A 21,987-nucleotide genomic window follows, 5' to 3' on the forward strand; every position below is an offset into this window, starting at 1 on the left:
CCACTGCTAAATACAGCCCGGTCAGCCCTCTGCCGCAATCCATTAAAGAGAGAAAAGCTGACCGGTACCGCTTAATGTCCGATCTGTCCAAGCTTGCTCATCGCCCTTAACACCAGGACGCCGCCTTGCGCTCGGGAGGCGGTTGCCTGCGGCGCGAATACGTCTTCGCCGACACCATCGATAAGCGCCTGCTCCCGGGCCAGCTCAACATAGCCGGCTGCCCATGCGGCAATTGCGCTGCCGTCTGTGAAGCCCGGAACGGCATCAGCAGCTTCAAGCTGCTTTGCTTTGTCCGCCGCTTGCCCTTCCAGTCCCAGGGCACGAACAATCAGTACGGCAAGCTCTTCCCGCGTTAGTGACTCATCCGGGCGGAAGGCTCCCGCTGCGTCACCCTGTACAAGCCCCCGCTTCTTCGCTTCGGCAATGTACGGGTAGTACCATGCGTTGTTCGGAACGTCCCGGAACGGTTCCTCGACGGCAGAAGAAGCACTGCTGGAAGCTGCTGTAGAAGCCGTTGCAGCAGCCGGTGATACTTCTGCGTGACTCGGCCATTTTGTCATCTCAACAAGAAGCTTTGTAAACTGGGCTCTTGTGATCGGACGATCCGGCTGGAATTCGGATTCCGTCATGCCATCCACGATACGGCGCGATATCAGCACCTCCATATCCCGCTTCGACCAATGACCGTTCAAATCGGCGAAGCTGCGGTTGTAATCCATGATGGCATAAATACCGGCGCTGTCTATCTTGGCGGTAACGGTGCTTGAACCGGAGTCGTACACTCCTCCTGCATAGTGCCATTGGGTCAAGTTCGCCTCATCCCGCCGGAACAATCCCAGCTTGCGCGCATCGAAATCAAGCCGTTGAGCCGCTTCGTATTTCAACGTTAGATTGACCGGCTTTGCCATACTCCCCCTATCCAACTGAAGCTGAAACGCTTCGCTGTATCGGTTGAACGCGGCCGGAATCGCCACCTCGTCTTCCTTCAGACGCCGAATCGTCAACTGCCCGGCTTCGTCAAAGGCTCCCGACGGAATATTCAGGCTCACTGTGCCGCCGAATCCGCTCCATGTTTGGGCTTCCGGAAATACAGGAACCGTAACGGCTTCCGCAGATCCGTTCGGATCTGCAGGCGGTACAATCCCCCCTACTCCACCGCCCGATCTTGAGCGGCTAGATGCAAAAGTACGGGCGCTAACCGATACGCCAGGCGCCGCATTGCCGCTCGTATCCACGGCGACAAGTCTGATTTCATACAGCGTGTTCGATGGAAGCCCTGTCATATCGTATGCTTGAGTCCCTTTAGCTACGATGACCGGATTAGTGAACGTTCCGGATGCTCCTTCTTTTTTCCACGAGATAAGAATATGGTCCAGATCCGTATCTGCAGGATCCTTCCAGCTCACGTGAATGGTCCCCGACGCTCCGCTGGCGGCCGTTGAAGTTACATTACCCGGCGGCGTCTCATCCGGTCCCTCATAATTCAGCGTGCGGCCTTTTATTTCTGCCGCTGCGGATTCATTCCAGTACGTGTCCGCAGCAACAAGGCGAACGATGTAATCGGTGCCAGGCTTAAGGCCGTTCACGGTCCATGTCTGAGTGCCCTTATTGACATACTCCGGATTGCCGAACCGGGCATCACCCTCCTGCTTCCAGGAAACGAGCATTTTGCGCAAATCGATATCTGCCGGATCCGCCCAGTTCAGCGTCAGTGCGCTCTTGTCGGCAACGATTGCGATCCCGGCCGGTTGTCCCGGACCGATTGTATCCATGACGAGCTCTTCCTCCTTTATCGTTGCGGCCGACGTCCTGAGTCCAGGCGACTCCATGCCGTTGTAGCCGACAGTGACCAGCTTCAAGTCGTAAGTCATACTGTGCTGCAGTCCCCTTAAAACAGCGAACGACTGGCCGGCGCTTATTTCCTCGGATCCTGAAGATGTCCCCGACTTGCTTTGCCAATAAAGCTTATACGCCTTGAAATCGGCGTTCTGCGCTTTTTCCCATTCGACAACGATTTGTTTGGAGCCGCCTGCCGCGACTAAACCGGATGCAGCGTCAGCAGGAGCCGCATCGGCGGCCTTCACGATAATCGAATCCGCTACTTGATCGGCCTCCATTGCCACGTGGGCATAACTGAACGCCTGTGCAGCCACGGTGACTTTGTAGGCGGCACCTTGTTTGAACTTGCCGTCAGCCGGGTCGGGAATGAACCGGAAGCGCTTGGCGACCGGCCGGCCGCTCCCATCCATTTGGGGATTGACAGGCACTACCGTGCCGGCAATCCCATCGCCTTCAGCCGTCTCAACCTTGATGGAGAATGGTCCGGTCACAGTCTCATTCAGCATATACTTCGTGAAGCCTACCTGAACTCCCGATCCATACACAGCTTCAATTACGGACACTTTGGGCGCCTCAAGTGATGTCATTGGGACGTTGACATCGAAATGCGGAGGCAATACGGTCAGCTCCGCGCTCTCTGCAGGAAGATACCCTTCCTTCTCATACAGTACCTTCCACTTGCCTTCCGGCACATCCCAGCCGTAGCGTCCGTTGCTGTCGGTAATCAATGGATTTTGCTGGCCAAACCACGATGAATCCCATACATGCCACTGGCCTGAAGACGGATCCAACTGAAGCAGCGTCGCGGTCGCCCCCTCCACCCGGTTATCCGGAACCGCTTCATACACATACCCGCTCGGATCCCAGATCCATGTCGGGTCGGCTACTTTATCGTCATCCTTGCGCCGTTTTTTCTTTTCATCTTCGTCGTCATCATCTTTTTTCTTGCAGCGGTCTATCGCTCCTGCAGCGGCCATGTCGTCCCGCCATTGCTTATCCTTCTCGAATTCGGCTTTGAGCTGGTTCAAGTTCTCCTCCCAGCTGTCTTTGGCAATGTCCCCGATGACGGTAAACGTAGTGGCCAAAACGAAGCCGCCAACAGGAGGCACCGCCAAGGTCAGCGTTCCTGCAACCAAACCGAGACCGGTCATCGTATTTTTGACGATTAACGTTCTTGCCGCCTGTTCGTACAGCATATCCGTCATCTTAATGTAGTGGTTGACTGTAGGACTGTGACATTCGCTGTTAATGACATAATCCTGGAATGCAATCAAATCGTCCGCGTATTTGGCGAAGTCCATACTATCCATGACATAGTCTTTCAAATCCATGCCGGTTGCGAACTTGCCGAACGCTTCGCTGTCTTTAAATACTAGCTCCAGAACGTTGATTACATGATCCTCAATTCCTTTGGCGCCAAATGCTGCCGACAGCTCCTGCTGCTGTTGAGGGCTTAACAAGGAGGCCGGCAGTGTCGCTTTGATGGTGACGGTACCAGCAGCTTCATTGACATCCATGGAATAATCCCCATACGGAATCCGTTTATTACTGGTGCCGGCCGGTTTGGGCGCAGGCTTCATCTTCCACCTGACGTACAGCGTTTCTTTATCTTTCGTCGGAAACGTCACCTTCAACGGTTTGGATCGGTAATATCCGTCGTCGGCCAAGCTTGCTTGCTTCGAAGGCGGCAGCTCCTCTTCCTCCACCGTCTCATAGACGGCCTGGCTCCAAATATCCGGAAGCCCGCTGAGCGAGGCTTCCCAATCCCTCGTCGATGGGATCGGTCTCGGTTTGTAATCCTTCGGCTTTTCGTCATATGTGATATAAACACCGGTGCCAACCCCGTTTGAAGGAATAAAGATCGCTTCATACGTTTTGGACGACTCGTTCCATTGCGCCGTCAGCTCTTCCTCGCCAATAGTCACCCTCACGTTCGATACTCTCTCCGGGTCGTTGAAGGCTGCTGCCAAATGCATAGGCATACCGGGAACTATAACGAATGGGAATCGGGCAATGCCTTCACCCGGATCAAATTCAATGACGCGTCCGCCGGCTTGCTTCATGGTAAACTTGGTCATTACGGCTTGATTGGGGTCTATCGCCACAATGACCGATTGCGACTGGGACATCCCTTCCTCATTCTCCGTCTTGGCAAGGAGCCGGTAACGGCTGATATCTCCCCATACCGCATCCGCTTCCTTCACGGGAAGAGTAATATCGGTGTACCAAAGTCCTCCCGGTGTCGCTTGGGCATGGCCTGCTATCCGCCCGTCGGCATAGATAGTTACCGTCTGTCCAGCAGGCGCACGCCCTCCCACTTTCATCGTGTGCTTCAAAAACCGGGCGGGAGCTTCCAGTGTAATAGGGCCGACCCGGATGAAGGAGGTGCCGAGCAGCTCGACGTTGGGCTCAACCGCGCTGCGCCGCGAATACTGAATATTCATTTGTGCTTGAATATCCGGTGACGCTTGGTCTTCGATCTTTAACCGGTAGCTGATAGAGCCGTCTATCCCTTTCTCGATCCGGCCAACAGGAATCGTCGCAATGCCATCCTTCACTATCGGCATGACGAGTACGCCATTTAGCATGACGCTTTCGTTCAGAAGCGAAGTACCGGCCGGCACCGAAACGGCAATGGAAGCATCATTCACCGCTGCTTCGTCAGCAAGCCGGTAGCTGCCTCGCATCGTCACCGTATCGCCGGGCATAGCTCTTGCTTCCTGAGAATTGTAGCCGTTGCCCTGTTTCCCTTGGAATAGTGCATTGGCCGGAGGGATCGATACCGGGCCAAGATCCCTCAGTTCGCCTTCCCCCACCGTTACATCGATGGAATAGGAGCTTCGAGGGGAGTTCCAGTAATATCCATATATATTGCTGATCGTAATTCGATAATCGCCGCTTTTCGGAACCGATACGGCAAAGCTGCCGTTCCCGTCCATGCTGCCGTAATGGCTGAAGCCATAAGATCCCCCGCTCCCTTTGGAAAAGACCGAAATACGGTAATCGGACAGCTTCGATTCCCCAACCAGAACGCCGCGTATTCTTCCCTTCTCCTCCAAACGAAGCTCCGCCGTACCGCTAAGCCGCTCATCGAGAACCAGTTCATCGCAGTGGTCGGACAGTCCGGCCTCCCGCCCGTTAATGCATACGCCTAATGTATCGCCCTCTGTCGAATTGCCTACGGACAGCTTATTTCCTATGACGCTATCCGTGTTATAGTAAAACGAGCTGCGAGGCGATTTGATCTGCAAGCCGTAATGTACAGCCGTCCTCCAATCGGCTATATCGATCCGCTGCCAATCGCCGTCAATCGGCTTCATTCGGGCATCGATAGCTATGGTGCCGGTCATTTGCTTATATAGTGTCAAATCTGCAACCGAGGCTCCGCCAGGAATTATTTGCACGACCCGGCTCTGGATCGATTGGGCAAACGGACGAACGCTGCTCGCAGTAACGAGATAGCTCCCTACGTCTGCTGAAAGCTGGTAAACGCCCGACTCGTCCGTAACCGTCTCGTGCCACAATCCCTTTTCTTGTGCAAACAGCTCGACTTTGGCATTCGCGGCCGGATCTCCTGTTTCGTCGGTCACTTTTCCTTTTAACGTCCCCGTCGTCATCTTGACCAGAGAGAACGATTGGTCATTTCTGCCCGGCTCGAGGCGGACGGACATCCTGTCCGGCTCAGCATACGGGGAACGTGCAGCAACGCGAATGCCGATGGTCTCTCCGGCAAACCGTGCTCCCCACAACGATATGTCTCCGTTACTGTCCGTTCTACCGCTGAACAGCAGCCGATCCTGGCTATCGTAAAATTCAACCTGCTCGCCGGAAGCCCCGTTGTTATCTTTGCGCACGTTGACATGAAGCTCAGCCTGCGGACGAACGGCAACCGATACGCTTGCTTCCCTTCCGCCTTGCACAGCTATCCCTTCTTGGATCTGTAAGATCTTGCCGGAAGAATCGACAACCTTGATTTCATAATCGTCCGCTTCAGCCAAGTCGATCCCAGCAATCCATGCATTGGATTGTCTGGACAGGCTGCTTCGGTTACCAAGCTGCTTCGATTTGCTCCAGACGTTTACGGAAGTACCGCTCAAAGCATTGGGATAATCGGTCTGGATCGTCACCTTAAGCTTCCCTGCTATTTTTACGGGCAGCGAAGTCAATTGCTTAAACTGTTCCGGTTCGTCAGTTAAGCGGATTTTGATCCCGGTCAGCTCGAGGGCATCCGAAGGCACCTGAACCTGGGCAAGAAATAATCCCGGGCTTCCTGCCGCCTCGGGCATCGGCAATACAAGCTGTTTCGCCACTGCCCCGCTTCCGGCATGTGCCTTGTAATCAACAAGAGCTTCTAGCCTTCCCCCTGTTTCGCTGTATGCGCGAACGGTAAAGCTGCCGCCCATTACAGGGAAACCGGATACGGATTGATTAAGCGACCAGCTGGGCCGCATGATCCGATCCTCTTGCCCGGACGAAAAGTCGCATTGCTCCTCTTCCGCAAAGCAGACGACATACACCGAATTTCGGCCAACGGTAAATGCGACTCTGGAGCCGTCACCGCTCAAGCTCGTATCATAGGTGCTTCCAGCCCGGTTGCCGAGCCGCTGAAACTCCTGGTTTACCCGGTCATACCGCAAGGCGCCCCATTGGGAGTCAAACATACCCAATGGCCCCGGTCTGCTGCCGGGATCGTAATTGTAATATTCCATGCTGATAAATCTACCGTCGCTGCTCATTTTCGGATCCCTGATGCCTATATCCTCATTGCGCGGGAACGATATTACGATTTCGCTTCGTCCGGTCTGACGATCCATAATATAGAGTCTCTTATCCTCGGTTCCGTATGCCGAAGTAAACACGATATATCTGCCGTCCGACGACAGGCTCGGATCGAAGACGGGAAGCTCAATTCCGCCCTCCCTGAGCGCAGGGACATACTCCAGCTTCCCGGTTGCTGTGTCATACTGGTACAGTCTCCACATGGACTGCGTTGTCCCTGTGACCAGATTGCCGGCTAGCGACACGAACAGGACATAACGGCCGTCAGCGGACATAAACGATTTGTAGCTGGCATCATTCCCCTGATTGCCCTCAGCGGAAACGGAAATTCGTTTCAGCTCCTTGCTGGACCGGTTATATAGAAACACATCGCTATATTCGTTCGTATCGCCGCTGACGACGTCATCGGCGACAGATGAGAAAGCGAGCCATTGCGCATCGTCACTCATCGATACCGACAACGCCATGCTGCCGAATTCGTGCGGGAGCCTGTCTTTGGTTTTCGCCACTCTATCGTAAACCGCCACGTTGTTCCCGCCATTGTCCGTATTCTCGAAATAGGCTACGTATCGACCATCCGGACTGATGTCGATCAGCTGCTCGCTTTCTAGCCTGTACTGGACATCGAACATTTCGGCAATCCATTCCGTTTGCCCTGTCGGGATGTCGTATACGTAAATACCGTAACCGCTCTGTCGGGGCGGAGCCGGATTCGCATCATAGGCGATATAAGCGACCGATTTGCCGTCTTTACTCAATGTCGGCTGCCAGTACGCCTCCCGATATTCCGCTTGATCCGGAATTTTGGCTACAAGCAGCGCATTTTTATGAAAGGTGGATGTCCACAGATTGTATTCTTCCGACTGGTTGCCTGCCTTATCGATGGAACGGACGCCGTATTCTATCTTCTCCATCTCACCCAGGCCGCCTTCAAAATAGTACCGATCCTTCGTGACGGCAACGACTTGGCGGTTTTTCTCGACTACGTAATGATCGACGGTAGGATCTTCTATGTAAGTGCCCGGATGGCTCGGGTCCTCCATCATCGGATGATCCCACTGCAGCTCTATTTCGTTATAGCCTACATTCGTCCAGCGCACCTCCCACGTGGGCGTTGGAGCAGTACGATCGACCGTAAATTGGACCGGCTCTGACTCCGGACTTACCTGTCCGTTCACTTCCGCTGCAGCAGTAACCCTGTACTCCCCCTCCGACGTAAGGGGAAGGGTCAGCCGAAACCGTCCTACGCCCGGTCCATCCTCCACCGATGCTTCGGCTTGCCCGATCTCCTCCCGATGGTGTCCGCCCACACTGGCATATACTGTAACGACGGCATGCAAAGCAGCCGTTCCGGCAACCTCGACCGTTTGCAGATTGGTCAAGGCAGGTAACGGCAATAAACGGGGCGCCTCCGGCAGCAGATATACCGCCTTAGACACAGTGCTCCCCTGCTCCTTTCCCTTCGGCGAAGCAGGGATTTCATACACAGCGGGAATCACCGCCGCCGTCAGATCGCCGATTTTCCGGCTGACGGTTTGCAGCGGAACGCCGGTGGGTCCACCGTGCTCCTGCCGCCATGCTCCGGACGCTTCTGCCTCAGCGGTTATCCCTGCCGGAATGGCGAGCTCCAGCAGCAGGCTCACAACCAGCATCCAAGCCCATATTCGCTTCATCGTTCCCTTCACACACCTTCCGAAATGAAATCAGATGATAAAAAGCTTAGTCGATATCAACTTTTTCATCATATCAGAAGAGGTACCGGGAACCATCTGACGAACGATATATGCGACGGTTATATCTTTTTCCGTACTGTAAGGAAATCATTGCTTAGCTTATGCTAACTCAACTCGGCAGCAGCTAAGCCATTGCTCTCAATGAAGCCGAAGCTGGCTCGCTTTTTGGATCGCCTGAATACGCCCGTTCACCTGCAGCTTGCCGTAGATCCGATGCAGATGAAGCTTGACCGTACCTTCAGCCAAGACGAGCCTTTCCGCAATCGCCTTGTTGGACAAACCCTCAGCGATTAATTGAAGCACCTCTTGCTCCCTTGCCGTTAACGGGACTACAATTGATCGGTCAAGCGCCGCAGGATCGCCGGATAAGCTTGTTGCCGAAGACAGCGCCATGATTTGCTGCAAGTAGGGCAAGGAAACGCCCGGAGTCTGGACTTCCGGCATGTACCGGTTTTTTCGCACTTCGGCATATTGGCTTAACAAATGCTCCGCAGGATGATCGGCGAAAATTCTCGCATATCCTTCCCGTTCACCGATGATAAGGGCTTCGTGCAAATGCAGCATACATGTATGGAGGTTCCCCCGTTCATGATGAATTTCAGCGAGACACAGCAGCGCTTCAAGCTCCGTCAGGATGCGTCCGGAACGCTTCGCCTTTTGCAACAGCCGCTCCGACCACGTATAGGCGGTCTGAACCTCTTTTTTTCCTATTAATACTCGTATGGAGGTCAGCATTTCAAACTCGTGATGGTCGTTCCAGTCCTGCTGCTTGCTCCAGGGGACATGGTCCAGCCATGCATTAGCCGCACTCGTATTGCCTTGGAGCAGCCAAAAGCGAACGAGCTGGGTTTGCAGCAGGTCGATCCAATGAGAGTAACGATAGGGCGTCTGCTGCAGCCAATCCATCGCTTCACAGATGACGGTTAGCGCTTCACCTTCGGCTCCTTGAGCCCAATATATTTTGGACCGTACGATAACCGCAGGAACGTAAGCCCCGCATACGCTGCTTTGCTTGGCGATACGGATCGCATCCTCCGCCAGCTGCAGCGATTCCGTCAATTGGTTTCGTTCATAGCAAATCTCGCCCAGGGCTGCGCGTTGATAAGCCGTAAAAGGAAAGTTATCGAAATGATGGTTGGAAATAAATGTATGGTATAGCCGGTGATATCGCTCGGCGAGCTTCAATTGTCCGTTGAAACCGTAATAACCGCGGGTAAAAGGAACGATTCGGTCATTAAGCTCCATACCGAGTCCGAACAGCATGGGCAAGCCCGCGATCTCGGGTATATCTTCGCGCATGGCCAATGCTTCCATAAGGGAGTATGCGCGCTTGTTATCCGCGACAAGCATCGCCTGATAAATTTGCGCTACGACCAGATCCTCCCGAACTCCCGCATAATGAGCGGCTTCTTCCTTGCTAAGCGGGTCCATTGCCTTTTGGAATAAGATCACATACTCATCCAATGGCTCCTTGCGGCCCAGCAGCAGTTCGGTCCATATTTGCAGAATAAGCAGACCGGGCCTATGCCGGAACGGATCCGGCAGCTGCTTCAGCCAACGATGCAGCGTTGTCAGCTCTCGCAGCTTCAGCATCTCAGTCGCGATGCTTTGTATGAGGCTGCATGCTTTCTCCGTCACGCCTCCTACCAAAGCATGCTCGATCGCTTCCCTCACCAGGCCGTGCCGCTCGTACCAAACGCTTGCCCTCTGATGCAGGGTGACCAGTTCCTCGGCTCGTTCCTGTTTAAGACGGCTGCGAAGAAAATCGGCAAACAAATGGTGATACCGGAACCATTGTCCCTCGCCGTCGAGAGGAATGAGAAACAAATGCGACCTCTCGATTTCCCGCAGGAGTCCCTCCTCAACCTGTTCGCCCGTCAATACGGCGCATAGCTCGGTATTGAGCCTTTCCAGAACGGAGGTTCTTAGCAAAAACAGACGCAGCCGTTCGGGAAGGTGAAGTATTACTTCTTCCATCAAGTAGTCGGCCACATAACGATGATTCCCCATAAAATGGCTCAGTGTATCCTGCTGGCCGGATACATGGGACAAAACCGCCAGTTGAACTCCGGCGACCCAGCCCTCCGTACGTTCAGAAAGCAATTTCAGCGACGATTCTCCAGGCACATCACCGGTTTGATGATGCCAGAACGATGATATTTCCCGTTCGGAAAATTTCAAATCCGAAAGCCCGATTTCATTCAGCTCACCTTGTACGCGAAGGGTTCCCACCGGGATGGGAAGCTGTTGACGGCTCATAATGCAAAGATGAATTTGCGGCGGCATCCGATCCAGAAAAAATGCAAGCGAGCGGTGCACCTCCTCCGAAACGATCAGATGATAATCGTCCAGTACAAGAATGACTTCGCCGTCGATTTCAAACAAGTCATTAACGAGCCAGCCGATCATCTGTTCAAATGAGAATGATATCGATTGCAGCAGCGGAAGCGATTTATGTCCGACCCCAGGATGGAGCCGATCGAAAGCGGCGATTACGTAGCTCCAGAACCTCATTAAATCGTTGTCCCCCTGATCCAGAGAGACCCACCCTGCGTTTATTTGTTCATTATGCACCCAATGACTGACGATCGTCGTTTTGCCAAACCCCGGGGGCGAGGTAAGCAGCGTCAGCTTCCGCTTCATCGCCCACGACATTTTCTTCAATAAATGCTCGCGGGTCACGAGATAAGACGGCTGCTTGGGAATGTATAATTTCGTGCTAAGCAGCGGGTACGGGGTAGCACCGGGATGGCTGATTTGGTCATACTGGCTCACCGGACAATGGTCCTCCTATACTGGGAATTTACGTTAGTTTACACATTCTACACAAGCCGAAAGTTCCCCTTTCGCTTTTGTTACAAAAGGTAACCTACAAATGAGAAAAACCTATATCGGGGTCCTTTCACAAAGGAGCGGCCATTAAAAAAACCGCCATTGCTGGCGGTCGGATGCTTCATGCGCGCTATTCCTTCTTCCTATTGCTGGAGCCGGCTACCTCGGAATCCTGGTTGTTGCCGGGCTGCGACTTTTTCCCGTTATTGTTAGCATTGTTGCGGGACATAGGTACTCCTCCTCTCGTTTACATTGGCATTACCGTTAAAGTATGCCTCGCTCTCCCGGCTCCGTATTCATCCTAGCCCGCTCCTCTTACGTGCTTATCGCTATAGGGCTAGCCCCGGCATGAATGCGGTCAAGCCCATGGCTACGGCCCACGTCAATACTGCGCTCCAAAAAATGATCCCGGTCGCCATCCATACAAACAGCTTTTTCGGCTCCGCTCCGAACGAAATGCCTATCGCCGCTCCCAATGGTGCCCCGGTAAGCAACGGCGACAAGAACCCTAACCCCGGAATGCCGTACTTGTCCCAAATCCGGGCCATGCTGCCGCCTCTGCCGCCCTTCTTGCTCTGAAACCGCCGGATGAGCCAATTGCGCAGCGAGGTGCCGAAAAAAATAACGATTACCGCACTGATCATAGAGCCCAAAGCGCTCAAGACCGCCGTCGTGACCGGATTCAGCTTCAAGGTGAAGCCGAGCGGTATCGCCGCCCATAATTCCAAGACGCCCGTGCCTACTACGGACGTCCACATCAACAGATCACTCATTCGAATCACCCGATTTCATGTTAGTTTTACTGCCTACAACCATACAGCGCTACATAGCTATACGGTTCGCTGCCTCTGCCGGTAACAAGAAAGATGAAAAATAGGACGATCCGACCAGATGAACCCGGGTCATACTTTTTGGCTGACAATGCGGCATATCCATGCGCGCGGCCATATGGTATGCTGAATAGGAATATGGATTAGCGTATAGGAGGAGCTTGACTAATGATTACTACGGAATCAAAAGCCTATGAAGGCCTCTATCAAGGAGAGAAAGCGGTATGGCTCTCCTACGGCCGGTATGAGGCCGCTGTACTTCCCGAGATCGGCGGCAATTTGATCGCTTTCCGCGATAAGGAGAAGGGGTACCGGTTTCTTCACGAGCCGGCAGAAGAAGAGATGGAATCGTTTAAGGAAAAGCCGATCATCCACGGCATCCCCGTGCTTTTTCCACCGAACCGTTACGAGGACGGCAAGTTTCCATGGAACGGAACCTGCTATCAGCTGCCGGTTAACGAACCAAGCACCGGAAACCATCTGCACGGCTTCCTTCACAACATTCCTTGGACGGTAGAGCAATACGCCGCTGACGAATATGCAAGCCGGATTACGCTTGTCCAGCAAGTTCGCGAAGGACATCCCGTGTACCGTTATCTTCCGCATGAATTTACGATCAAGCTAAGCTATGTCTTGAGCGACCTGGGCCTGCAGCAGCATATTGTGGTCCGTAACGACGGCACGGATGCGATGCCTTGCCTGTTGGCGTTTCATACCTCCATCAACGCTCCGTTCGCCCCTGGCAGCACGGCGGCTGACTACAAGTTCACTATGACTACCGGAAAACGCTGGGAGTTGAACGACAGAATGCTGCCGACCGGTCAGTTCCAGCCTCTCAAGCCGGAGGAGGAGCTGATGAAATCGACCGGGATCTCCCCGTTCTTCGAGCCGATGGATAACCATTATACATCGGAGCCGCAAAACGGACGCAACCGGATGGAGCTGACGGATACCCGTCTTCAAGTCACTCTCGTATATGACGTCGGTACCGCCTTCAAACATTGGATGATATGGAATAACAATGCGACCGAAGGATTTTTCTGCCCCGAGCCGCAGATCAACTTGGTGAACGCGCCTTCCGTCTCCCTGCCTGCCGAGCAGATCGGTCTCCTGTCGCTTGCGCCAGGCGAAATTTGGGAGGAAACGGGCCGCCTTTACTGCATCGAGCGGAAAAACTGACAGCGCTGACGCAACAGCCAGCGAAAGTCCCACCGTTTTTTCGGGCATACAAATAAAAAGAAGGGGGATTGAACTTAGGTTCGTCCGCCCTTCTTTTTTTATACAAATTTAACATCGATTTCATAAAAATGTTCGTCCCGGTCCTGCTTCCTCATATGTAACTGCATGATTCCAGCCTTGTAGACCGCCTTGCAGTCGGAAGGGACCACCGGATGAGACAAACGGATCAGCTGCAGGTGTTGACCTTCCGCCCCTTCCAGCTTGACTTGATTCGACGCAACGTGAATTCTCATGTTTTTGGCTTGATTGACGTCGGGAATATGGATTTTCATAATGATCGCTTGATGCGTTTCCACAAGCTCCGTATCATATTGACGCGCAGCCGTCCCTTCCGGTACGGTCTGCTTCAGAATGCTCTGTACGTATTTTTCGACCCAGGTTGTACTGTCTTTATGGTCATGCAGCGGAAAGGGGGTCGTTCCGGCAAAATATTTCTGGAATTGCTCCCAATCCACACCGGAAAACGGGTTCCTGTTGTCGTTCATCACAGCTCCTCCTTTTCCTGAAGACTGCCTATACGCTCGCGGTCGGCTGATCGATCAAGTCCGCATCCAGCACGTTGTTAATGTTGGCTCCGTTCAGCGTATTGACTACGTTCCCGGTGTTGCCGCCGCCTTGCCCAGATACCGCCTTGGAGCTTGATACCGGCGAAATGCTCAAGGTATCTCCGAAATTGACGGTCCCGGAGTTGCTGTTAATATTTACGGATTGCACAATTGACGGCAAAACGCATCCCTCCCATCCGATGGACGGCTTCTCGCTGCCCATCTGCTATTCAGTCGGTGCGGGCTCTTCTCTTAGTAGATGCCGGATGTGCTTGATCCGTGTCTCGGATCTTAGTCTTTCGCTGGAGCCGACATGCACTACCGCCGATCCCGATATGATAAATACATGAATATGGTCTACGGAAATGAGAGGACACGTGTTGATCCGGTTTATGCGAATCGGTTCATGAACTATAGGAACGGCGAGTGCTCTCGAGAATAAGCTGTAGTCCTGGAAATCCATTTCGCTCTGCAAAAAAACCGCTCGCTCCCGCTGTACGGCTATCGTATTGTTAAAGGGCGCGATGTCCTTGGAATCGCCGATTTCCATAGCTGTCGCCGATCCCAGCGTCGTGATGTTGATCGTACCTACTCTAGATATTCTAGCGTCCATACCGCTGCCCTCCCGATACCCCGGTTTACTCGCTCGTTACTCCAACGATGACCTCCTCCGGAGGCGTTTCGAATGCGCTGACCAAAACTACGGTATCGATATCTCCTACCATCAATGTCGACGATGTGCTCAGGTAAGTAATATCGATCCGGCATACTTTGATTTCACCGTTAATCACATCGAAATCCATCAGGTCCCGTTCCCGTCCTTTCTGGGGAGATTTTTGATAAACGCTTCGAACGTCTTCTCAATGTCCCGCTTTACTTCCTCGATGATAGGCTGCTGCATGCTTGCCGCTTGCTCCGCATTGGCCGGGCGCGTCTTCAGCTTGCTCATATAGTAGCGGATCCGCTTATCGATCTGCTTCTTCACGTCATTGACGATAAAGCTCCTGTAAGGATCATCCAGCGGATATTCATATTCAGCTTCAAAAGCTTTCAGCGCATGAAAGGCTTCGCCGCGCAAGTAATCGTGAATCTGCTCCTGTATGGAATTGTACATGAGCGGGTCCGGCTGCTCCGCAGGCCCGGTTGTCACGGAAGGAGCATCTACGGATTGTCCTACCGACATCTCGTCAATGCTGGAATCCGATCCGTTCGGATTAATACCGATGTTCAACGTACCTTCCAGCTTCTCCACCTTTAACAGATCGAAGTGGTATTCGTTGCGGATGACGGGCGGCTGCGGCTGCGGCTGCGGCGGCTGCTGTTTGTCGTCGTTCGATTGCTTCAGCTGGTTCATCTCCTGGATCAAGCCGTCCAGCTTGCTGTTCAACTGCTGGATTTGTTGATTTTGATATTGTAAATAGTCATTCACTTGTTGGAGGAAACGCAGCAACTCCGGACTCATGTACATATATCAATCAACCTTTCGCTACAAAGTCTGCTGGATATCTAGGCGGTAGGCTCTGTTAAAGGAATAAACGGGATAAAAGAAAACTCCGCCTGAGGCGCGGGCCCCTTGAATCCCCCCGTATTAAACAGCTGGGATAAGGGCTTGATGATTCCGGCGCTGCCGATTTGCAATACCGATGAGTTCGAAATGCCGTCAACCCGTATCGAATGAATGACGATATTTTGCTGAATAAACAAATTCAAGTCTCATCAGCCTCCTTCACGGTAGTTCGATATGGCGGTCCGACCGTCATTTGATCGTACGCTGTCGATCCGTATACGTTGATGACGCTTGGCGCGTTAGTGACGTTCAACCTTTTGCCCGTATTGAAAGAACCGCCGCCGGCATAGGTTTTACTGTACGTAGTAGGTGAAATGATGCCTACATCCCCGATATTGAACACACCGCTGACGGTGATAACATTTACAGCACCAACAATAGCCGGCATGGCACAACATCCCTTTTTATGAAAATGTGCTTACTATACTTTATGACGGGCATTTGCATGTATTCATACTACCCGTTGTCCATCCGCTGCAAAAAACATAATTTATGCCCCTTCCGCGTACGATAGTGTAGATTCCCATGCGAAATGACCGAATCAGGAGGGTGAGCCTATGAGGATGACGGTAAACAATAAGTGCATACAGGTGGGGGAACTCGTTATTGAAGGCGTCGGCAGCTCCTCGCTCGTTCTGGTCGGGGATGCCAATGTGATCACCAGCTCATCTTACTTCGATACGCCTGCCAGCTCCTTTGTTCAAAGCCTCGAGGTGCCGCTACCGCCGGAAAATGAAACTCCTTAAGCACCGGAGCGCAGACTCCACTTTTTTGAAAAAAGCAGCTGCCACGCTGTAATTCAAGGCAAGACGCAATGAATCCGTTCATTCGTCTTGTCTTTTTTTCCATCCCCCCCTTAGAGAAGCCGTAAAATGGAGATATTGGAAGAATACCCGGCATCAGCTTGCCGTAGTCGGGGTACTGCTCAGAATATAGCCCTTTCAGAAAGGAAAGCCCGGGTGAATTATTTAGGCTGCCGAAGTATAATTGGTAGTCGTGACATACTATTTTCCTTAGCACATGAAGCGTTAGGGAATAACCGGCGATGAACCAACATTAAAAAATCAGGATGTGGTACCTATTGAAAGACCGACGATTGCTAACAGATTATCTTAAGGCGCATTGGTTTTTTTATGTGCTGGCCATTTTGTTCATCACCGTAGCGAATATTACGCAGTCCTACTATCCGAAAGTGCTCGGAAATTTCACGGACCAGCTGCAAACGGACGGCATCACACCGGAAATCATCAAGGATTACAGCCTGCAGCTGCTGGCGATCGGCCTCGTGTTCGGCATTCTTGTCGGAAGCGGACAGTACACGGTTATGCGGTTGGGACGCCGATTTGAATTTTTCACCCGCAGAAAACTGTTCCAGCATTTTACGACGCTGAGTGAAAATTACTACTCCAAGCACGGTGTCGGCCGGCTGCTCAGCTATGTTATGAACGATGTAACGAGTGTCAGGGAGTCCATCTCGATCGGTTTGAACCAGACGACGAACGCCGTCATTCTCATCATTTCCGTTATTTTCATGATGTACATCAGCAATATTCCATTGTATTTGATCTTAACGAGTATTATCCCTCTGATTGCCATTCCGTTTGTCGTCGTCTATTTCGGCCCGGTTATTCGCAAACGGTCCATGAAGGTTCAGGAATCGCTGGCCAAAATGACCGAAAGTGCGGAAGAGCAGTTCGGCGGCATCCGAGTGACCAAAAAGTTCGCTGTAGAAAACATTATGCGCAACCGGTTCGGCAAAACCGTCGATCAAATCATTGAAAATCAGGTGAGTCTGGTACGGATGTCTTCCCTCTTCCAAGCAACACTGCCGTTTCTCGGGGCGCTGTCTCTGATCGTATCCATCCTGTACGGAGGCTACTTGACGATTCAAAATGAAATTACGCTCGGTAATTTCGTCTCGCTTACGCTGTACCTGCGCATGATGGTGAACCCGCTTCAGCAAATTGGCAACGTTATCAACACGATGCAGCGTTCGCGGGCTTCGCTCGAGCGAATCAACAACCTGCTCGGCATTGAGCCGGACATTCAGGAATACGCCGAATCCAAGCCGCTCAAGGTGAATAACGCAGGGATTCGCATGGAAGGTTTAACGTTTGCATACCCGGATTCGTCCAAGGATGCGCTGCATGATATTAATCTGACAATACAGCCAGGCAAGACCGTAGGTATCATCGGAAAAACGGGCAGCGGCAAAACGACGCTCGTCAAGCTGCTGCTGCGGATTTACGATCCTCCGGAAGGAACGATTAAGATCGGCAACGAGGATATTCGCCATATTACGCTGGAGAGCCTGCGCAGCGATGTTGCCTATGTGCCTCAGGACGGCTTCCTGTTCAGCACGACGATCCGCGACAATATCGCGTTTCATAACCGAAGCTTGCCGTTCGAGCCGATTGCCACGGCTTCCAAGCAAGCGCAAATTCACGACAACATTATGGAATTCCCCGACCAGTTCGAGACGAAGCTCGGCGAACGCGGAGTTACGCTCTCGGGCGGGCAAAGACAAAGAACGAGCCTCGCGCGAGGCCTGATCAAGAACGCTCCGATACTTATTCTCGATGACAGCGTCAGTGCCGTCGACGCGGTAACGGAGACACAAATTATCGAGAACCTGCGGCTGACCCGCAAAAATAAAACAACGATTATCATCGCGCATCGGATCAGCGCCATCAAGCATGCGGATGAAATTATCGTCATGGACGAGGGACATATCGTACAACGAGGAACTCACCATCAATTGATGGCGGAGGAAGGAATTTACGCTACCCTTTATTCCATACAGGAGGAGGGAACCCGATATGCCGAAGGAAGCCGCTAATTCGAAGCTGGGCGAAGAAATCAGCAGCTCCTATCATGTCAGCAAGGAAGACAGAAAGGCCGCCTTTCGCTCTACGCTGGCTTATGCCAAGCCGCACCGCTGGAAATTCTTACTGATCTTTTGCTGTACCATGCTCGTTATCGCGGCCGATCTGCTGCAGCCGTATCTGGTAAAAATCGCTATCGACGATAATTTGCTGATCGGCAAGAACGATTTCGGCGGTCTGGTCCTCATCTGCGGCGTATATCTGGTGCTGTCGCTCATAAGCCTTGCCTTTACGTATATTCAGAACAATTTGCTGCAATTGACAGGCCAAAGCATTGTCGGCCGCATACGGAAGGAATTGTTCGAGCACATCTCCAAGCTTTCGATGCCGTTCTTTGACCGGTTCCAAAGCGGCAGTCTCGTAACCCACGTATCCAGCGATACGGAGTCGCTCAACCAGTTTTTCACGCAAGTGTTCCTAAGCCTTGTGCGCGACGGGATGACGCTTATCTTCATTATCGCGCTGATGTTTCATCTTGATCCCACGTTAGCGGGCTACAGCATGATTTTGCTCCCGATCATTGCGATCATCGCCATCGGCTTCCGTTCCTACATGCGCAAAACGTACCAGATTACACGCACCCAGCTGTCCCGGCTCGTCGCATTCGTAGCGGAGAATCTGGCGGGGATGAATCTGATTCAAGCGTTTCACCAGCAAGAGGAGCAGGATAAGCGCTTCACCGAGCAAAACACGCGGTATTACAAAGCGAACCTGAGAGAAGTGCGTACCAACGTATTGTTCAACCGTTCGTTCGATATTTTGGGCAACTTGTCCGTAGCGTTCCTGACCTATATCGGCGGTATGGCCGTTTTCAACCATACGGTTGAATTCGGTGTGCTGTATGCATTCATCACGTATATCCGCCAGTTTTTCCAACCGATCAACTCCATTACGCAGCAATGGAACACGCTTCAATCGGCCACCGTTTCGATGGACCGGCTGTACCGGATCTTTTCGATCAAGCCGGATATTACCGATGCGGACAAACCGGCTGCAGTCCGTTTGCCGGATGTGCAAGGAAAGATCGATTACAACCATGTGCAGTTCGGCTATCAGGAAGGAATCCCGGTCATTAAAGATCTCGACCTGCACATCCGTCCGGGCGAGATGATCGGGATCGTCGGTACGACGGGAGCCGGCAAAAGCTCTCTGATGAGTCTGCTCTGCCGTTTTTACGAGGTCAACAAAGGCAGCATTCTCATCGACGGCATCGATGTCCGAGATATCCCGCAGGAGACGCTGCACCGGATGATCGGCCTCGTTCAGCAGGAGCCTTTCCTCTACTCCGGCAGCATTATCGATAACGTTCGGCTGTTCGACCAAACCATCAGCCGCGAGCAGGTCATCGAAGCCTGTACGTTCGTCGGCGCCGACCCGCTCATTCAGCGTCTGAAGGACGGGTACGATACGAAGCTCTCGGAGCGGGGAAGCGGCTTGTCCGCCGGCGAACGCCAGCTGATCTCCTTCGCTCGGATCGTCGTATTCCAGCCGAAGATCCTTATTCTCGACGAGGCGACGGCGAATCTCGATTCTCATACGGAGCAGCTCGTACAGAACGCGCTGCAGGTCGTATCCGCAGGCAGAACGACCCTTGTCATCGCCCACCGGCTGTCGACCATCATGCAGGCGGACCGCATCCTCGTGATGAAGCATGGCGAAATCGTCGAGGAAGGCAACCATACGCAGCTGCTGGAGAAGCAAGGCTACTACGATCAGCTGTACCGCCATTCGCAAGGGAAGCAGGCTACAGGCACGATATAGTAAACAGCTTCGCTTGCGGATAAATCCCGTGAAAAGAACAACGCCCCGATCCAGGCTCCATGCCTGTGTCGGGGCGTTTCGTTATTGTGGCTACAGCCGTGCCGCTGCCGCTTCCTTCATGAAATCCACTATCGGCTGCGGCTCTTCCAGACTGTGCGGGTGGTGCCCGACGCCGGGCTTCACGATCATACGGATCGTACCGCCCAGCTGCTTCACGCGCTCTTCCAGCAGCGCCCCGTTCTCCGAGAACGGCACCGCCTCGTCCCGGTCCCCGGCCACGACCAGAATCGGGATACCGGCACGTACGAGCGCCTCCGCATGGTCCAGCGGATTGCCGCGGAACGACGCCGCCGTCTGCTCGTTCAGCCCGTACACGGCCAGGCATTCCTCCCACTGCTGCGGCGCTCCGCTGCCGCTTCCAAGGCCTGCCGGCCAGCTGCGGATATCGAGCACCGGCGCGTCCAGGTAAAGCGCCAGCACGCTCCCGGGATGCGCAGCCGCATACTGCACGGCGTACAAGCCTCCGCGGCTGAAGCCGAACAACGCCGCTTTCGGCGCCAGGCCGAACCGCTCCTTCACCTGAGCCTGGAAGCGGTCCATCAGCTCCACGGCTCCCGGGCAGCCGTACATGTGGCTGAGCCGGCAGTACGCAATGTGCCAGCCCTGCTCCAGCAGCGCCATATCGGCATAGGAGAACGCGTCAAAAAACTCCGTCCGCCAAACCCAAGGGCGGCCTGCCGCGGCTTTATCCGGAGCAATGACGATGCACTCCCTCCCGCTCACGAAAAAGTCGGTCCGCTCGTGCCCCTTCCATTGCGACGTCTTGGCAACGCCTGCAGTTTCCGGCGCCAAACGCCGGATATGCTTGTCCAGCTCAGCTGCCTGCCTCATAGCTTCGTCCAGCGGCAGCGCTTCGGCTTTGTTCTCGTTCGTATGGCCTACATGCTCCTTCCAGGCGGCGCTCAGCATGCGATGACGTTTCATTACGAGCGCGAACCATTCGGGAAGCTCGCTGTCCGGAAGCTTCGCATGATCGGGAACCTGCTCCAGCGTCACATTGAACAGGCGGCCCAGCAAAGCCTTGGCCATGACCCAATGGCCTCGCGCGTTCGGATGAATGCCGTCTCCCGAACGATAGTCGGGACTCTCCGCCCGAGCCTTCTGGATATCGGCGAATAAAGGATCATGGATATTGACTACCGCATCGACGGTATCTCCGAGAGACAAGCACCAGTTGGCATAGTGCTTAAGAACATCGTTATACTCGGTATAGGGCTGCTTCCAGCTGTAAGTAATTTCTGCTGCCGGTTCGGCGGCTTGGTCTTCGTTGTTCCCTGCTGCTGCTTTGCACAGCTTATCGTACGGCGGAGGCGTCACGACAATCGCTTTCGCACCCGCCTGCTTCACCAGCCCTATCAGCTTCATCATCCCGTTGCGGTAAGCCGCGAACCGGTCCTCTGACAATGGATGGTAGATCCCATCGTTCATTCCGTAGCACATGACGACCCAATCCGGCTTGCTTTCGCTTAGCGCTCTCTCGATCCGGTCGTGCACGCACGGCCTTGGAAACGGATGCTCCGGCTCGCTGAGGCCGGAGGCGGTTTCACTGCTGACCCCGAGATTGATGAAATTCAACTCGCGATCCGGCATATGCTGTACGAAATAAGCATACATAAATGCGATATAGCGCCCGTTATCGGTTATGCTGTCCCCCAGAAAAGCAACGGTCAGCGGGCTCGGCACCGCTGCGTCTTTTTGAAACATAGTCCCCATCTGCAGTTCCTCCCCAATATGTTTCCTTCTGGTATTATAGCATGTTTAACGTGAACAATAACCAAAAAATACCTCGCGAAGTGAAGCTTTTCCTTCGAAATCAGTCCGAATCTAAAGCCGGTGCAATCGTTGTAACTTTTTGTCATAAGCGGGGAGGATTTCATCATACGCTGGAAGAAATACTACCTGTAGCGAACTTTCGGA

Annotated in this window: 15 protein-coding genes; 4 read left to right on the top strand and 11 right to left on the bottom strand. The window is 53.3% G+C overall.

Going from position 1 to position 21,987, the window contains the following annotated elements; all coding sequences use genetic code 11:
- Window positions 1-71: 71 nt before the first annotated feature.
- The 3 genes from ACFQ88_RS30305 to ACFQ88_RS30315 form a co-directional block, all read right to left on the bottom strand.
- Window positions 72-8,291, bottom strand: coding sequence for an S-layer homology domain-containing protein (locus tag ACFQ88_RS30305; RefSeq protein WP_379460213.1), 8,220 nt, complete (start codon window positions 8,289-8,291; stop codon window positions 72-74).
- Window positions 8,292-8,489: 198 nt separating this feature from the next.
- Entirely contained in the window at window positions 8,490-11,126 is a 2,637-nt protein-coding gene (locus ACFQ88_RS30310; protein WP_379460215.1) for a winged helix-turn-helix domain-containing protein, read from the bottom strand.
- 386 nt (window positions 11,127-11,512) lie between these two features.
- Window positions 11,513-11,956, bottom strand: a complete 444-nt coding sequence (locus tag ACFQ88_RS30315) for a small multi-drug export protein (RefSeq protein ID WP_379460217.1) — start codon at window positions 11,954-11,956, stop codon at window positions 11,513-11,515.
- A gap of 225 nt (window positions 11,957-12,181) precedes the next feature.
- Between ACFQ88_RS30315 and ACFQ88_RS30320 the strand changes: the two genes are divergently transcribed.
- Window positions 12,182-13,192, top strand: a complete 1,011-nt coding sequence (locus ACFQ88_RS30320; protein ID WP_379460219.1) for an aldose 1-epimerase — start codon at window positions 12,182-12,184, stop codon at window positions 13,190-13,192.
- A 98-nt stretch (window positions 13,193-13,290) separates the two neighbouring features.
- Here ACFQ88_RS30320 and ACFQ88_RS30325 read toward each other — a convergent pair whose 3' ends face one another.
- From ACFQ88_RS30325 to ACFQ88_RS30355, 7 genes are read right to left on the bottom strand one after another with little or no spacing between them, the layout of a single operon-like run.
- Complete coding sequence (locus ACFQ88_RS30325) at window positions 13,291-13,737, bottom strand: CS domain-containing protein (protein ID WP_379460221.1); 447 nt, start codon at window positions 13,735-13,737, stop codon at window positions 13,291-13,293.
- Between the two features lie 28 nt (window positions 13,738-13,765).
- Window positions 13,766-13,978: a spore germination protein gene (locus tag ACFQ88_RS30330; RefSeq protein WP_239634205.1), complete on the bottom strand. Its 213-nt coding sequence runs from the start codon at window positions 13,976-13,978 to the stop codon at window positions 13,766-13,768.
- 45 nt (window positions 13,979-14,023) lie between these two features.
- Window positions 14,024-14,410 (bottom strand): spore germination protein GerPE, encoded by a 387-nt coding sequence (locus tag ACFQ88_RS30335; RefSeq protein ID WP_239634204.1) that lies wholly within the window; start codon window positions 14,408-14,410, stop codon window positions 14,024-14,026.
- A 25-nt stretch (window positions 14,411-14,435) separates the two neighbouring features.
- Window positions 14,436-14,600, bottom strand: a complete 165-nt coding sequence (locus tag ACFQ88_RS30340) for a spore gernimation protein GerPD (RefSeq protein WP_239634203.1) — start codon at window positions 14,598-14,600, stop codon at window positions 14,436-14,438.
- The gene (gene gerPC / locus ACFQ88_RS30345) at window positions 14,600-15,265 is read right to left on the bottom strand and encodes a spore germination protein GerPC (protein ID WP_379460224.1); all 666 of its coding nucleotides are present in this window, start codon (window positions 15,263-15,265) and stop codon (window positions 14,600-14,602) included. The genes ACFQ88_RS30340 and gerPC overlap by 1 nt, the downstream gene beginning before the upstream one ends.
- Window positions 15,266-15,303: 38 nt before the next feature.
- Window positions 15,304-15,507, bottom strand: coding sequence for a spore germination protein GerPB (locus ACFQ88_RS30350; protein WP_239634201.1), 204 nt, complete (start codon window positions 15,505-15,507; stop codon window positions 15,304-15,306).
- Window positions 15,504-15,752: a spore germination protein gene (locus tag ACFQ88_RS30355; RefSeq protein ID WP_239634200.1), complete on the bottom strand. Its 249-nt coding sequence runs from the start codon at window positions 15,750-15,752 to the stop codon at window positions 15,504-15,506. The genes ACFQ88_RS30350 and ACFQ88_RS30355 overlap by 4 nt, the downstream gene beginning before the upstream one ends.
- A 169-nt stretch (window positions 15,753-15,921) precedes the next feature.
- Here ACFQ88_RS30355 and ACFQ88_RS30360 point away from each other — a divergent pair, with 169 nt between their 5' ends.
- The 3 genes from ACFQ88_RS30360 (at window position 15,922) to ACFQ88_RS30370 (ending at window position 20,010) form a co-directional block, all read left to right on the top strand.
- Window positions 15,922-16,110 carry a spore gernimation protein GerPD gene (locus ACFQ88_RS30360; RefSeq protein WP_239634199.1) on the top strand — a complete coding sequence of 63 codons (189 nt, stop codon included), beginning with the start codon at window positions 15,922-15,924 and terminating at the stop codon, window positions 16,108-16,110.
- 335 nt (window positions 16,111-16,445) lie between these two features.
- The gene (locus ACFQ88_RS30365; protein WP_239634198.1) at window positions 16,446-18,203 is read left to right on the top strand and encodes an ABC transporter ATP-binding protein; all 1,758 of its coding nucleotides are present in this window, start codon (window positions 16,446-16,448) and stop codon (window positions 18,201-18,203) included.
- On the top strand, window positions 18,184-20,010 hold the full coding sequence (locus ACFQ88_RS30370) for an ABC transporter ATP-binding protein (RefSeq protein WP_239634197.1): 1,827 nt from the start codon (window positions 18,184-18,186) through the stop codon (window positions 20,008-20,010). The genes ACFQ88_RS30365 and ACFQ88_RS30370 overlap by 20 nt, the downstream gene beginning before the upstream one ends.
- 90 nt (window positions 20,011-20,100) lie before the next feature.
- On the opposite strand, the gene ACFQ88_RS30375 is transcribed toward ACFQ88_RS30370, so the two are convergent.
- Window positions 20,101-21,783, bottom strand: coding sequence for an SGNH/GDSL hydrolase family protein (locus ACFQ88_RS30375; RefSeq protein ID WP_379460228.1), 1,683 nt, complete (start codon window positions 21,781-21,783; stop codon window positions 20,101-20,103).
- Window positions 21,784-21,987: the final 204 nt, after the last annotated feature.

This window comes from Paenibacillus sp. NPDC056579 (assembly GCF_042793215.1).
In the GTDB taxonomy this organism is placed as follows: Bacteria; Bacillota; Bacilli; order Paenibacillales; family NBRC-103111; genus Paenibacillus_S.